The organism is Paenibacillus sp. GCM10023252 (genome assembly GCF_042653305.1).
Lineage (GTDB): Bacteria > Bacillota > Bacilli > Paenibacillales > Paenibacillaceae > Pristimantibacillus.
The window spans coordinates 375,490-389,792 of record NZ_JBHSHW010000003.1 but is presented as its reverse complement, the minus strand read 5'-3'; the positions used below and the strand labels follow the sequence as shown (position 1 = coordinate 389,792).

Below are 14,303 nucleotides of genomic sequence, written 5' to 3'. Positions count from 1 at the left end.
TCTTACGCCAGATAGGATGGTATTGCAACTATTAGGATGACAAAATAAAGAGCCGTGCGTCCACACAGCTCTCAGGCACAGCAGACCGCTTCCTAGGCGATCGGATGTGACTTATACTACAAACTCTGCTCACTTACCCCTGTCACTGGATCGAACGTCAGCATCTTCGTCCCGATCTTATCAATGAAGAATCGATCATGGCTGACCGTAATGACGGCCCCTGGGAAATGAATGAGCGCCTGCTCCATCACTTGGATGCTCGTGAGGTCCAGATGATTCGTAGGCTCATCGAGAATAATGACTGCGGCACCAGAGAGCAGGCACTTCGCCAGCGCAACCCGGGCCTTCTGCCCGCCGGACAAGCTTCCTATGGTCTTGCTCAGATCCATCTCGGAGAACTGCAGCATAGAGAGGAACTTGTTCACCTTGCGGCGAGGGGCATCCAGTCCTAATCCATACGTATTGACCGCATGGCTCACCGTATCCTTCGGGTCGAGCTCCTCCCACATCCGGTTGAAGTAAGCATAGCTGACGCCTCTCTCCCAAGTCACTTCGCCGGATTCCGGCTTCTCCTGCCCCGTAAGCACCTTAATGAGCGTCGACTTCCCGCTTCCATTAGGGCCGACGATGACGAGGCGATCTTCCTTCTGAATATCGAAGCTGACATCCTGGAAGATCTGCCGATCCTCATAGACCTGCCCGATGCTCTTCACTTCGCACAGCTTGTCCGGGAAGCGCAGCTTCTCGTAGATATCGGTAATCAGCACGTTAACCGGATGCGGCTCGATACGCTTCTTGTTGTCCGCCAGCTGGCGGGACAGCCGATCCTTGGAACCAGACTTCCTGCTCGCCCGGCTGTCAAGCGCCTCCGATTCCATGAGGAGCAGCTCCTCCTCCCACTCGAACTGGCGGTCCAGCTCCTTCTTCCGCATCTTCTTCTTACGAACGTAGTCCGTGTAATTGCCTTCATACTCCTGGAAGTGATAGTTCTCAATCTCGATTACCTTCGTGACCACCCGGTCGATGAATTGGCGATCATGGGACACCAGAATCATCGCACCGTTATAACGGTGCAGCCACTGCTCCAGCCAGGCGATCCCTTCCATGTCGAGGTAATTCGTCGGCTCGTCGAGCAGAACCACATCAGGCACTTCGATCAACATTTTCGCAAGGGCAGCCCGATTCCTCCATCCACCAGACAGCTCATCTATTGGCTGATGACGTGACCTGTCGTTGAATCCGAGCTTCGTCAGCACCGTGTTAATCTGGGTTGACACGTTCCACCCGTCCAAGTGCTCCATCTGTTCAAAAAGCTCCGCCTGCCGCGCCAGCAGCCGATCCATCTCATCGTTGTCACTGACGAGGCCAAGCTTCTCTCCAACCTCCTGCAGCTCGCGCTCGACCAGAGCCACCTGCTCGAAGCAGAGCTCCAGCTCCTGCTGGACGGACAGACTGCCGCTCAGCTCCGAGAACTGGGAGAAGTAGCCGATCTTCACCTTAGGGTCCAGCTCCACCTTCCCCGACGTAGGCTCTTCCTTCCCCATAATGAGCCCCAACACCGTCGACTTCCCGGCCCCGTTCCGCCCAATCAGGCCAATCCGCTCCCCTTGACTCACACGGAAGTAGATCTCTCGGAAGATCATCGCCTCTTCATACTTCTTCGTTACATTCTCCAGCCTGATTATGCTCATTGTTGTCTCCTATCTGACTCTTCTCTATGGATTAAGTGCTTAAGAGCCTCCCTGCGGCTTAGCGGCTTCAACACCTTCTCATACTCTCTCACGAACGAGAGCACCGAGTCAGGATTCGTCTTCGCGTATTCTCGAAGCGCCCAGCCAATCGCTTTCTGATGAAAAAACTCCAAAGACCCCGCATGAATAAGAATAGATTCATACAATCTTACCTCATCTGTCTTCTGCTTATAGGAGAGTTGGTGCAAGATTACCGTACGATTCAGCCACAGATTGTCCGAGCAAATCCACTTCTCTGCATACTCCTCCCTCAGATTCGGGAAGTTAGCGAACATATAACCCACCACGTGAGAGGCGATGGCATCCACGGTATCCCACCATGATTTTGTCGTGATGCAGTACTCGATTAAGCCCATATGTTCCGGTCCCAGCTTCTTGCGAAGCTTAATCAGCAGATCTGTGGCGAATACCGCATATTCGCGCTCTGGCAGCTCCCATAAGAGCTGAATCCATGCTGGGGTTGGCGTGTGCTCCTTCAGCAATTCCTTCTGGATCTCTCTTCGCTTGGGCGCCTTAATGCCGAGAAAGGGGAACTGGTTACGCATATAGGCTTCCATCGCAGCAGCTGCATGGGGGTCCCGGTGATGCTCGAAGGCCGGTCGAATATGCAACATGACTTCGTTTCTTGCGGCCTTATTGGTCATTCGTTACACCTCTTTTGATTGGTTAACTCGTTGACTATCACGCGTTTCCTTGCTTGTTCTCTATTATACGTTTACGGCTGGGCAATCACTAACCTTAATTGTGGTGTCATGCACCTTTTATACCATTCATACATTAGACCAATGAGGCAGGACGAGTCTGACTGTTGAAGGGGAGATTAGTGTGATCATTAGATCCGGAGGTTATGAGATCGTCTATCATGGCAGGGTGTTCGCCTACGGCGTAAGTCCTATCGAGATTGTACTGTCGGAGGAGCATGAGCCGCTCACCTTCGTCTTCTGCCTGGAGCATGAGCCCGAGCGAGACGACTTCGTTACCGATATTCGCCTTGTGAAGTACAATGAAGTACGCATCGCCTGTGTGAACTTCCCGAGGGGGAAGCCCACCGGCAATCAGGACCTTGTTCAACTAGGTGTGCTGAATAACCGCAAGCTGTCGCTGCGATATGAAGTGTTAATTAACTACGATGCGTCCTCCTGGTCGCTGTCATTCACATTCTTCGCAGGCGAAGGGGGTTAGCAACGATGAACAAGCTTGAGATTCAAGACCCCAAGGTGGCTAGCAAGATTATTGCGGCGAATCAAGAGAGCGAGCGGCGGAAGGCGGAGCTTGGGTTGCTTGGGAAGTTCTTCGGATCGGGGGAGAATGTTCGGCTCTATATTGTTGGCACAATTGCTCTAGGCATTCTGCTCATCGCCCTCGCCTACACGCTGACTCCGGACAAGTACCGCTCACCCGGCTTCGCGCTGAAGGATATGTGGACCTTGGTCGTGCTGCCAGTCGAATCGACGATTATTGGATACTTGATTGGCTCAAGGACGCGGGATACGGGGGGCTAGAGCAGATGCTGCAGCTCATCTTACTCGCTCATGCGGATTGGATGACGGGCGGCGGGTCAGATGACGCTTGTCCGGTGGCTTATGGCTGCCGGCCGCCGTCAGGCTAGCGGAACTCACAGACCTTATTCGATGAAAATTAGCAATATACAGAGTCTTGTGGAATTGAGCACCGTTATTCGCCTTGAAAAGTGTAGATCCACCTTAATATTAGCCTAATAAGCGCTCCTAGTTCCGCTAAGCTTCATAACTAGTGCCAAATAAGCAAAATAAGAGCGGCTAGTTCCGTTAGCCACTTCACCCCATTCTAGATGAGAATTCATGCCTCAAGAGATCACTGCGGATAGGCAAGTAGCTGCTGCTACATAACGTGAGAACGGCAAAAAAAGCCGGGGCGCTTCGTAGCGATGCCGCCCGGCTTGCCTGATCTATTACTGTGCTCGAAGTGTCCCCAGCACCTGCTCCAGCCGGACGAACGATTCGTTCATTCCGCCCTCCATGCCGGACTCCAGCATGCCGTCCCGGTCTGCGACCGAGCGGAACAGGGATTCCATCACTACCTTGGTTCGGTCTACGCTTAATTCCTCGAACACCGCCGTCTCGAGCGTCACATGTCCTCTCTCAGGAAGTCCCAGGAACTCGAATGTCTGAACGATTCGTGTCGGTGCTGTAACTTCGTGGAACACGCCGCAGAAGGCGTACTCTTCATTGCTGCCCGGGTCCTTGGACACGTATCTCCAAGCCCCGCCGTCCCTCGCGTCGAAGATGTCCAGCTGCATGGTCAGCCGGCTTGGTCCCATCCACTGCACGAACAAGTCTGCATCGGTGAAGGCTTCGAATACTAGCTCCCGAGGTGCATTGAACTCCCTCTCAATGACAATCACTTGCTTGCCTGGCTCCGCTGTCAGCTTCATCTTATTCGCTGCTGTCATCCTTGATCAACCTCTTCCTGGAATTGGTGGACTTGCCGATTGCCATCCTCAATCTGTGCCATCCTTGTCTCCAATACTTCGTCAAGCTTCTCGAATCGCTGCCTCCACATTAAGCGGTACCGCTTGGCCCATTCCTCCACTTCAGTGATAGCTTGTTCATTCTAGCGATAGATGAGCTGCTGCGCCTTCTTCTCCACCGTTACGACATTCGACTCCCGCAGCACCTTCAGGTGCTGTGAGATCGCCTGCGGCTACTTCTTAATCTACTCATACCTGCGGGTCCATGCTGACGACGACCTTCCCTCTCGCACGCCCTTCTCCGAGATATCTGATGGCCTCGGCCGCGTTGCCCAGCGAGAATACCCGATCAATGACAGGAACGACTTGACCAGCCTCCACCAGCTCCTTCCACACAAGTTGATCCTCGTGCTTGGGCTTGTGGAGTAGGAGCTTGACCGTCTTCTGTTCGAGCCGTGCGATCAGCGGCGCGGCGAGTAGCGCCGACAGGATGTTCGGCATCGTACCGCCGACCATGACGTAAGTGCCGCCCTTCCCAAGCACACGCTTGATCCCGAACACCGACCGGTTGCCGACAACATCCAGAATGAGGTCGTAACGCCTGTCGCTCGCCGTGAAGTCTGCATCTCTATAATCCACGACATGGTCAGCCCCGACAGACCGCATGACTTGCAGCTTCTCTGCCGCATCCACTCCGGTCACTTCCGCATCATGCAGCTTCGCGAATGGAATGGCGAACGTCCCCACACCCCCGCCCGCTCCGTTGATGAGAACTCGGCTGCCCTTCCGCAGCTTTCCTACATCTCGCAGTCCCTGCAAGGCCAGGACCGCTGCTTGCGGAATCGCAGCCGCCTGCTCGAAGCTGATTCCGACAGGCTTCGGAGTAACAGCCTCCTCGCCCGCACATACATATTCGGCGAAGCCGCCCCATCCGCAGCCTGACAGATCTCCGAACACTTCATCTCCCGGTTGATACCGCTGGACGCTCGAACCTACAGCAACGACCCGCCCTGCCACGTCAGCACCTAGTATCCGTTGGCGAGGTCTGCGCGGTGCAGCCAGCCGGGTGAGGTAAGGCTTCCCACGCACAAGGTCCCAATCCCAGGAGTTCACCGATGCGGCGTGAACGGCAATTAGAACCTCATGAGCCTTGGGCAAGGGAATAGCCACCTCTTCAAGATGCAGATCATCGGGCATTCCATACTTGTCACAGACCAGTGCCTTCATCGTGCTTACTCCTAGGTTCATCGTCAATCCCCACCTTTATCTCATATTCTGGATATCCTATCCATCTATACGCAGGTAAGAGGCAACCGATTCTTATGTAAAATAAACTTGACACTATGATTAGTTTATCATACATTATGTTCAAGAAACTTAACTTGAAAAATTACCCATTGGGAGGCGTACGGCATGACGTATCAAGAAAAAAAGAGCATCGTATCGATACTCAGCACGATTTTCATTTTTGGGTTTTACATTGTCTATAGGTATATACAATATCCAGACGAAGGAGTAGTCGGAACAGCGATTTTTCACTACTGGGGCTCCTTTGTCCTCATCCTAGCCTTGGTATCAATTATTGCGCACATCGTGATCAGCATTATTTTCATCATTGTCTATCGCCTCACAACAGGGGAAGAAGAGCCTCGATTCACGGATGAATTGGATCAATTGATTAACCTGAAGGCTTATCGGAATTCATTCTTCGTATTCGTCTCCGGCTTCCTGCTCGCTATGGTGTCGCAAGTTCTGGATCAGCCTGTGCCAGCGATGTTCCTCATTCTCATTAGCTCTGGATTCTTGTCGGATGTCACCACTTCCGTGACGAGATTGTATCACTACCGGAGAGGAGTCTAATATGGGTAAGAATCTTGTCGGCAACCACATTCGAAGATTAAGGTTCAATCACGGCGAGATGACGCAGCAGCAGTTGGCTGACAAGGCAGGCGTGACGAGACAGACGATTGTGGCATTGGAGAAGGGCAACTACTCACCTTCGCTCGAGCTCGCTTTTCGTATCGCACAAGTCTTCGATCTGCGCTTGGAAGAGGTATTCTATTACGGGGAGCAAGACCATTCTTAACTAGGAGGAGGCTTCAACATGAATTCCGCATCTACAGCTGCAAGAACAACCGGTGTTCTATTCATTCTGGCAACCGTATCGGCAATCGCAGGACTTGTTCTGTACGACCCTATTCTACAAGGCCCGGATTACTTGTCCACCGGTGCCGCTCATGCCAATCAGATTCTGCTGGGAACTGTGCTTGAGCTCGTCCTTATCGCTTCGGCGATCGGCACCGCGATCACGATGTATCCCTACTTGAGGACATACAACGAAATTCTCGCGCTTGGGCATGTGTGCTTCCGCTTCCTGGAAGCGGTCGTTATTCTGATCGGCATGATTAGCGTACTCTCCTTGTTATCCTTGAGCGTGCAATTCACGGCCACTGCCGCCCCTGAGCCTGCTTCCTTCGTTACCTTGGGCCATGTGCTCAGAGCCGTGCATGACTGGACCTTCATGCTGGGCCCCAACATTCTGCTAGGCATCAATACCATGTTCTTCTGCTACATTCTCTATCGTTCCAAGCTCGTACCCAGACCGCTCTCCATCTTGGGGATGACAGGAGCGGCTCTAGTATCGGCGGCAGGACTGTTCGAGATGTTCGGCGTATTCTCCCAGATCTCCGCATGGGGCGTGCTCATGGCTCTGCCTGTGGCATTATTTGAGATGATCTTGGCGGGGTGGCTCATTGTTAGAGGCTGGAAGCTGTCTTAACTTCTCTGAGTGGGCCATCTAGACCGCTGCAGCCATACTATTATATACAACATTCGATTGCTCTGGTAACGTTAGCGGGCGAACGGTAGCTATAATAATCTTACTGATATATAGGACTGACTGTGATACAATTTTTTACAAACCTAACAGAGATGAGGTTAAAAAATGTCATGGTTAATTCGAGCCCTTCGAATCGTCCTCTTCGTTAGTATATTGGTAATTCCTATTAGTAATATCTCGGTCTATGCAGCAGCACAAGATCGTGAGATCAGGGTTATACTTGACGGAAAAACGCTCGCTTTTGAAGTGCCTCCTGTGCAAATGAATAATCACACTTTTGTACCTTTACGGGCAATATTTGAAGCTCATGGGGCTGAGATTACTTGGAACCAACAAGACCGTTCAATGGAGGCAGTTATAGCAACGCATGTCATTCGGTATTCTATAGACAGCACCATCATGTATGTGGATGGGAGAAGCATCGACCTAGGTATACGAGCAATTCTAGTAAAAAACCGAATGCTTGTCCCTGTTCGAGCGATTAGCGAGGCGCTTGGAAGCAAAGTCACGTGGGATAGAACCACTAGGATAATTACCATTACAACAACGAAATCTGAGCAAGCTTCTGCTCCCCCATCTGAAGTAAAGCTGACGTTAACACCTGACGAGCGCACAAAATCGGTAAGCGTTGCAAATGCTGCCTTCGTCCTACATGTAAATTACTATGGTGTAAAAGAAAACTTATTCTATACTTCACTCCGGCTTGTAAATAATGATGCTAAGGATATTAAGCTCTCTCTTGCGCCAGGGGACAAACAAATTAAAGAAGTAATAAGTAAGGCAACGGATCCCTTGCCAAATCTAGCCTACGAAGATTGTACGAGGGTCAGATATCACGATTATACGGATTGGGATGGTGATCTCATTCGTGTCCCCGAATTCTACACGGACTCCGAGTGCACCAGTCGTAATGAAGCCAAGGACGCAGCATTCAAAGAGTGGCAAAAAAAGAATAGCGGGCTGCGCGAAGCTGGAAGTGATACGGTGACCGTACGGCGAGAGATTCAGGCTGCAGACGGATCACTTAGCAACTATGTCATACCTGCAAATAAGTCAATTGAGTTCATTATTAGCAGCACTAACATTAACGATAGTAAGTGGATTTTAAAAGGCAGTTATTTTACGGAGGAAAGTCCTGGTTATCAGGTTCCCATCTCACTTGAGTATACGATTAATAAAGATATGGGACTTGGCAGCTATGATGTGTATTTTACTAATCCTATTTACAAGTAAGAAAACCAGCTGACATCGTATAATGACGGTGACAGCTGGTTCTGGTGGTTACCCTTGACCCATCGAGCTCCATACTTCTTGATAATGCGGGCTGTGAATGAAGCCGATAATATTTCCGAACGGATCTACGACCGATGCCGTAACCCAATCAACACCGCGTTCCGTTAAGGGCTCATACTCCACGGCTCCCAGTTTCTTCGTAATAGCCAGCATTCCTTCAACATCAACCACATGCCAGTACAACGTCGCTCCCCCCACCCCCGTCATGCTTGCTGCTGGCGGAGCATACTTCTTATCAATGATACCTAATTCATCTTGAGAGTCACCAATTCGATATTCAATATAAGCGGGATTCTCAGGATTCGGGCTCTGGAAGTACGGCTCCACACCCAATAGCTTCGTATACCATACTTTTGCAGCTTGGAGATCGTCTGCCCAGAAGCTTACATTCGCCATGCCTCTTAACTTAATTGTGTTTGTCATTCTTATCAAGCTCCTTTTAAGGTAGTAGTAGTTGCTCTCACCTCAATGATAGGAGATGTTGACTATGACTGTATTACAAAAATCCGCAGACATTTATCGTACGGGCGGCAAGCTCGACCCTGCCGGCTTCGAGCGGCATATTATTTTTGACACTTATGTGCCTCCGGATCGTTTGAAGCCTTTTGTTAATCATTTTTGGTCCATACGTTGGGATAACACGGCTAATCAGCCCTACATCTCGGAGCAAGTCATGCACCGCCCCTATGTCGACGTATACCTGTCTGAGCAAGAGTCCGGTATCCAGTGCTCATACCGGGACAAGAGGGATTATGAGGCTGCGAATCAAGGCAGAATCATTGGTGCCAGGTTTAAGCCTGGTGCATTCCATGCTTTTTGGCGAGGCTCGCTGGCAGACTTACCTAACAAGACACTTGCGCTTCAGCAAGTGTTCGCAGAGGCAGATACAACTTATATCTCCGATACGCTATCCTTGCCAGATGATGCCGCCGTCTGTGCCCTTAGCGATCTCCTTCAAGCGCAGAACCCGCAATATGATGCTAACCTTGAAGTGATAAGCCGCATCCTTACTGCGATTGAGCAAGATGGCTTGGAGACCGTCAGGGATGTTGCACAGTGGATGGGCAGAAGTGAACGATGGCTCCAGCAGCTATTCCAGGAGTACATTGGGATCGGGATCAAGTGGCAGCTTCAGAGAAATAAATTGCTTCGGGCAGCGAGCTCAATTCGCGAATGTGAGCACCCGGATTGGGCAGATATGGCCTACGAGCTCGGTTACAGCAGTCAGCAGCACTTCATTACAGACTTCAAGCGCGTCTTAGGCAAGACACCGCTGCAATACAAGATTTACACGAGCGAACATGCAGCAGAGTAATGGAATTAGAGGCGCAGAGCAAATCTGCCGAGCCTCTATAGCCTACCGTTGTATGTGCCATATTCCTCATGCCGTCCCCTAACTTCCATGAGGTTCCGAATCTCTCTCTGAACCTGTCAGTTACAGATGATGTCTGAAAGTATAGATTTACAAACCTTATCCAAGCTGGTACAATTTGCACCCAATCTTGAATACATAGCACATGATTAATGGGGAGGCACTTAAGTTGTACATTAGTAAAAAAACGATCGGAATCTTAACCGCTCTAGTCGTATTGCTGTTCTCCGGCATCGGAGTGTATGCGGCTACGTCGTCGTCCAAGCCAACAAGCACCATTCAGGCTTGCGTTAAGGACAACGGCACGCTGCGTCTCGTCTCGTCTGCCACGGTATGCTACAAGAGTGAGAAGCGTGTCTCGTGGAACGTTGTTGGTCCGAAGGGAGATCCGGGTATTGCCGGACCGCAAGGGCTGACAGGTGCCACGGGCAAGACAGGAGCGCAGGGCCCTAAGGGCACTAAGGGCGATACCGGCGCAGTCGGTGCCACAGGCGCGACTGGGCCACAAGGCGCTATTGGCCCAGCAGGCCCAGCAGGCGCAGCAGGACCACAAGGTCCCAGAGGCGATGCCGGCACGGCCGGAGTGACAGGACCGCAGGGGCCTGCAGGTCTGCAGGGGCCACAGGGCGACATCGGCCCTGATGGTGGAGCAGGACCGCAAGGGCCCAAAGGCGACACCGGGGCGACCGGGGCGTTAGGACCGCAGGGGCCGCAAGGAGACATCGGCCCTGCTGGCGCAGCAGGCCCTCAGGGTCCCAAGGGTGATACTGGCCTCACAGGGGCAACAGGACTGCAGGGACCTGCTGGACCGCAGGGGCTGCAGGGCGTTCCAGGTATTCCGGGTCTGACGTTCGGCAATTCCAATATTTCGAACGGCCAAGGCGGCGGCAACGGCAGCGGGGTCGAGAAGATTATGGGCGAGGTCTGGCTGTTCGCCGGCAGCTTCGCGCCAAGCGGCACCCATGTCTGCGACGGCAGCCTGCTTCCGATCAACCAGTACTCCGCGTTATTCTCCTTGCTCGGGACAACCTATGGCGGCAACGGCACATCCAACTTCGCCTTGCCGGATCTGCAGGATTACGCGCCTGCAGGGGTCAGCTACGTCATCTCTATGACAGGCGTGTTCCCGGTGCGTCCATAACCACAACAGGAAGAGCTTGTCCCCTCGGGGCAAGCTCCTTTTTCTTTTGGCGATATTAAATTCTAGGTAATTCTTTTAGAATTTGATTGTATTGGGCCGGCATATAACTTTGAGAAAGTATATAGGGGAAAGTAGAAACTTGCAAAGTAAGCTTTACATATTATGCAAAGCAAACTATACTAAACGTGTACAGAAATATGGCAAGGATGTGGGTAATTGAAAACACGGATTCAAGAACTACGAAAGCTGCACAAGCTATCTCAGGAAGAATTGGGGCTGGCTGTTGGTGTTACTCGACAGACGATCACTTCGCTTGAGGTGGGAAAATACACAGCCTCCCTTGTGCTCGCATACAAGATTTCCAAGTATTTCGGGCTGACGATTGAAGAGGTATTTGATTTCAGTGAAGCGGAGGAATCGTAATGGATACGTATAAAGAAAAGATTAGAACTCGTACGAACCTGGTGTCACTTGCTGCTATAGCTGCTGCGATAATCTTCTTGGTACTGACGCTGTATCGTGAACATCTGCCCGTGCTCCCAAGCTTTATTAAAGGCTTTCATATCGGAGCATTTATCGGCCTTGAGCTATTCGCAGCCTTTTATCTCGGCAAATATATGAGAGTCAGACACAACGAGACGGCGATGAAGAAGATGTATATTGCGGAAAACGATGAGCGTACCGCGCTGATCCTCCGCAATGCAAGCATGCTTGGCATGAGCGTTATCCTCATCGGATTTACCTTTGCCGCCATCGTCTCCGGTTTCTTCAGCCCCACTGTCTTCTTTACCTTAATGGGCAGCCTACTGTTTGTAATGATTGTGTTCTATGCTCTGTGGGTCTACTATGCCAGTAAGCTATGACACTTGCGGGCTGGCGGGCCATTATGGCCCGCATTCTGCATGAATTAATCCACTACGTAACCATCCCTGTTCAATTATTGCTAACTAAGGATCGTGCTAAGCGTAATGTTCATTTCCTTAGCATGCCACTTGGTATCCCTAACTTGGAAGTCCAGATTCAGTCTCGTATGCCCAATTCCCTCGCCCGATATCCAGACTAATCGATACGTTCCCGGTTTTAAGATCATTTCAAATTCTCCTAGGTCGTTCGTCTTTTCTTTGACGTAGGTTCCTTCGATCTTATTCCCCGCCTCGTCATGCGTCTGAATGATATCCATACGAATATTCTTAATTGGCACGCCACCTTCATCCGTCAGCATTCCGAAGACGTTAGCCCCCATCAACTGTATGACATAAGGCTCTGAGGAACTACCTCCAGTCGTGGCAACCCCGTTCTTCACTTCAACAGGTAGATTCAGAACTTCCATGTCGTAGTTTGCATAAGTGTAGTGCTTGAGATTGTACGCACCATCCGGCAGAGCCATGTTCACCTTGCCTTCTACTGCTTCTATTCTATATGAAGCAAGCGCATCCGAACTCTTATGTTCTAACGCAAGGATGCCGTCTCCTATAGACCCGTCATGGCGAGATATAGATAGATGTACGTTCGGCATAGGTACAGTAATCTGTAACCGATCCATCCCTACAAGCTTGTTATCTGCTATCTCAAAAGGAATATCGAGTAGATTCTCGGCATATTCCTCGCTGTCTCTTATCGAAATAACCTTATACTTGCCGTCCTCCAGCATTTGCGAGAATAGACCTTGGCCGTTAGCTTGAATGAAAGATCGCTTGCCAGTCGACGAACTCTCAATCTCAACCCCCACGTTCGGATAGGCCGAGCCGTCCGCCTTCAGCAGCTTACCAGTCAAGCTATTGTATGGTCTCACGATGAATCTCTCTCCTTGCTGGCCATCACCTATCACGAATTCCTGCCCAATTACCGCTACATCTCCATTGTTTCCATAGAATCGAGTAGCCGTAATCTGGACGCCAGTAGGAAGAGCAGCTTGAACATAACCTCGGTTGGTTGGGACAAGAGCTTGACCGCCCTCCCACTCTAACCATACTTCCCCTTCTTGTTCCATTGATTTATTTTCAAATATAAGGTACCCAAGCAAGTTAGGGACTCTCACTTCCATCTGCATGTCGCCATTCACTGTGACCTTCTTTTTAATGAACCACATGTCCGATTCTACGGAGAAGCTGCGGACGCTTTCTATTACATACTCTCCTTCATGCGCTAGTAGGGAGAAGTGTCCGTTGTCTACACGTGCATAACGATCAATAACTCCGTCCGGTCCAAGATATTGCAACTCCAGGACATGCTGGCCAGTTAGAAGGTTTCCATCCAATCCATAGACTGTTCCTTGAATTGACCCCGCGGGAATGTGAATGGACCAAGCAGCCGTACCGTTATTCACCGTAACCGCTTGACGTAGTTCAATCATTTCTCCACCATCGTTCGGGTGGAATCCATAGATGAGATACTCCCCGTTGTCCAAGGCCAGTTCAAATTGTCCCCCAGCATCTACCGTTGCGTTAGACAGAAAATTCATGTCATCTTTTTTAGTGATCTCTAGAACGCCATTACCGTATGGGACGCCGCCTCGAGTCACCGTACCTTTCACATTGTTGAGCGGTGCGCCAGAGACCGGCTTGCCATTCACCATCGCTGTCAGGCCCTGGGCAATATTCAGTGTGGTTATCTTCCCTTGGATGGTAACGTCTTTTGATGTGATGGAAGCGACGTCGACGATACTGTTTTTCTCGGCAACGAAGGTGACTGGAGTCTCTATTAATAGAGACTTCATCTTCCCGCGAAGCGTCGTCGTCCAAGTCCCGCTTGTATGGCTGGAATTCACTCGCATGTTCTCATATCCGCTGCTGGTCAGATCACGCTCCTCAAGAATTGCGCTCGTCGTAACTTGAGTGCTTGCAATGATAGTCGAGCCCGAGGCAACGATTCTGACCTTCCCCGATTGCTTCTGTACAACCATCTCGCCTAGCTTGCTGTTGCTTATGTATACACCATACATGCCGCCGCCCTCGACGATCGTTTTGCCTTTTACAGTTACTCCGCTAAGTACAACGTCGCCTTCGCCGACCCGCTTGTCAATAATGAGATTGCCTTGTACAACAACGTTGCGCAGCTTCACATCTCCCGACTTGATGCGAACGTTAGCGGCGAGGGTGGCTACACTATTCTTCGGCCCCCATATTCCCGCATAGTAGACCCGCTCTGGCAAGCTCGACGCACGCGACTCCTCCGAGCCAATCGCGGCAAGCGAGATTGCCCACACAATCATGGACAGTAAGACCATTCCGACTATTCTTGATGTTCTCTTCATGTTGCCAGTCTCCGCTTCTATGTTTGATTTTTCTATTACCAAAACATAGCTACTGTATCATAATCTCTCAATTGCGTCCCTTGGTATATTGTTCCTGTGAGTCACAGGTATACCTGAGTACTGCGTTCGAATTCTTGCAAGTGAGTTAAGGTAGACTCCGGACATACACAACAAGCCGCCATGACCCTCGGGCTGCATGGCGGCT

At 50.9% G+C, this 14,303-nt stretch carries 16 protein-coding genes; 10 read left to right on the top strand and 6 right to left on the bottom strand.

Annotation, left to right across the window (positions count from 1 at the left end):
• Window positions 1-116 precede the first annotated feature (116 nt).
• On the bottom strand, window positions 117-1,691 hold the full coding sequence (locus ACFO9Q_RS04415; protein ID WP_379179092.1) for an ABC-F family ATP-binding cassette domain-containing protein: 1,575 nt from the start codon (window positions 1,689-1,691) through the stop codon (window positions 117-119).
• Complete coding sequence (locus ACFO9Q_RS04410) at window positions 1,688-2,395, bottom strand: DNA alkylation repair protein (RefSeq protein ID WP_379179090.1); 708 nt, start codon at window positions 2,393-2,395, stop codon at window positions 1,688-1,690. Before ACFO9Q_RS04410 ends, ACFO9Q_RS04415 begins: the two co-directional genes overlap by 4 nt.
• A 181-nt stretch (window positions 2,396-2,576) precedes the next feature.
• On the opposite strand from ACFO9Q_RS04410, the gene ACFO9Q_RS04405 reads away from it, so the two are divergent.
• The gene (locus ACFO9Q_RS04405; RefSeq protein ID WP_379179088.1) at window positions 2,577-2,933 is read left to right on the top strand and encodes a DUF6864 domain-containing function; all 357 of its coding nucleotides are present in this window, start codon (window positions 2,577-2,579) and stop codon (window positions 2,931-2,933) included.
• A gap of 5 nt (window positions 2,934-2,938) precedes the next feature.
• Complete coding sequence (locus tag ACFO9Q_RS04400) at window positions 2,939-3,253, top strand: hypothetical protein (protein ID WP_379179086.1); 315 nt, start codon at window positions 2,939-2,941, stop codon at window positions 3,251-3,253.
• Between the two features lie 428 nt (window positions 3,254-3,681).
• Here the strand turns inward: ACFO9Q_RS04400 and ACFO9Q_RS04395 are convergent, their stop codons facing one another.
• Together ACFO9Q_RS04395 and ACFO9Q_RS04390 are read right to left on the bottom strand one after the other, a co-directional pair.
• Window positions 3,682-4,182 carry an SRPBCC family protein gene (locus ACFO9Q_RS04395; RefSeq protein ID WP_379179084.1) on the bottom strand — a complete coding sequence of 167 codons (501 nt, stop codon included), beginning with the start codon at window positions 4,180-4,182 and terminating at the stop codon, window positions 3,682-3,684.
• A 267-nt stretch (window positions 4,183-4,449) separates the two neighbouring features.
• Window positions 4,450-5,448, bottom strand: coding sequence for an NAD(P)-dependent alcohol dehydrogenase (locus ACFO9Q_RS04390; RefSeq protein ID WP_379179082.1), 999 nt, complete (start codon window positions 5,446-5,448; stop codon window positions 4,450-4,452).
• 165 nt (window positions 5,449-5,613) lie between these two features.
• Between ACFO9Q_RS04390 and ACFO9Q_RS04385 the strand changes: the two genes are divergently transcribed.
• From ACFO9Q_RS04385 to ACFO9Q_RS04370, 4 genes are all read left to right on the top strand, one after another.
• Entirely contained in the window at window positions 5,614-6,060 is a 447-nt protein-coding gene (locus tag ACFO9Q_RS04385; protein ID WP_379179079.1) for a hypothetical protein, read from the top strand.
• 1 nt (window position 6,061) lies between these two features.
• Complete coding sequence (locus ACFO9Q_RS04380) at window positions 6,062-6,286, top strand: helix-turn-helix transcriptional regulator (protein ID WP_379179077.1); 225 nt, start codon at window positions 6,062-6,064, stop codon at window positions 6,284-6,286.
• An 18-nt stretch (window positions 6,287-6,304) separates the two neighbouring features.
• Entirely contained in the window at window positions 6,305-6,979 is a 675-nt protein-coding gene (locus ACFO9Q_RS04375) for a DUF4386 domain-containing protein (protein ID WP_379179075.1), read from the top strand.
• A 165-nt stretch (window positions 6,980-7,144) separates the two neighbouring features.
• The gene (locus ACFO9Q_RS04370; RefSeq protein WP_379179073.1) at window positions 7,145-8,272 is read left to right on the top strand and encodes a stalk domain-containing protein; all 1,128 of its coding nucleotides are present in this window, start codon (window positions 7,145-7,147) and stop codon (window positions 8,270-8,272) included.
• A 48-nt stretch (window positions 8,273-8,320) separates the two neighbouring features.
• Here the strand turns inward: ACFO9Q_RS04370 and ACFO9Q_RS04365 are convergent, their stop codons facing one another.
• Window positions 8,321-8,755 (bottom strand): VOC family protein, encoded by a 435-nt coding sequence (locus tag ACFO9Q_RS04365; protein ID WP_379179071.1) that lies wholly within the window; start codon window positions 8,753-8,755, stop codon window positions 8,321-8,323.
• 64 nt (window positions 8,756-8,819) lie between these two features.
• On the opposite strand from ACFO9Q_RS04365, the gene ACFO9Q_RS04360 reads away from it, so the two are divergent.
• From ACFO9Q_RS04360 to ACFO9Q_RS04345, 4 genes are all read left to right on the top strand, one after another.
• The gene (locus tag ACFO9Q_RS04360; RefSeq protein WP_379179069.1) at window positions 8,820-9,647 is read left to right on the top strand and encodes a helix-turn-helix domain-containing protein; all 828 of its coding nucleotides are present in this window, start codon (window positions 8,820-8,822) and stop codon (window positions 9,645-9,647) included.
• A gap of 226 nt (window positions 9,648-9,873) precedes the next feature.
• A complete protein-coding gene (locus tag ACFO9Q_RS04355) occupies window positions 9,874-10,845 on the top strand; it encodes a tail fiber protein (RefSeq protein ID WP_379179067.1) in 972 nt (323 codons plus the stop codon).
• Between the two features lie 216 nt (window positions 10,846-11,061).
• Complete coding sequence (locus tag ACFO9Q_RS04350) at window positions 11,062-11,268, top strand: helix-turn-helix transcriptional regulator (RefSeq protein WP_379179065.1); 207 nt, start codon at window positions 11,062-11,064, stop codon at window positions 11,266-11,268.
• Window positions 11,268-11,708: a hypothetical protein gene (locus ACFO9Q_RS04345; RefSeq protein ID WP_379179063.1), complete on the top strand. Its 441-nt coding sequence runs from the start codon at window positions 11,268-11,270 to the stop codon at window positions 11,706-11,708. Before ACFO9Q_RS04350 ends, ACFO9Q_RS04345 begins: the two co-directional genes overlap by 1 nt.
• A gap of 80 nt (window positions 11,709-11,788) precedes the next feature.
• Here ACFO9Q_RS04345 and ACFO9Q_RS04340 read toward each other — a convergent pair whose 3' ends face one another.
• Window positions 11,789-14,098, bottom strand: a complete 2,310-nt coding sequence (locus tag ACFO9Q_RS04340) for a hypothetical protein (protein ID WP_379179061.1) — start codon at window positions 14,096-14,098, stop codon at window positions 11,789-11,791.
• Between the last annotated feature and the right edge of the window lie 205 nt (window positions 14,099-14,303).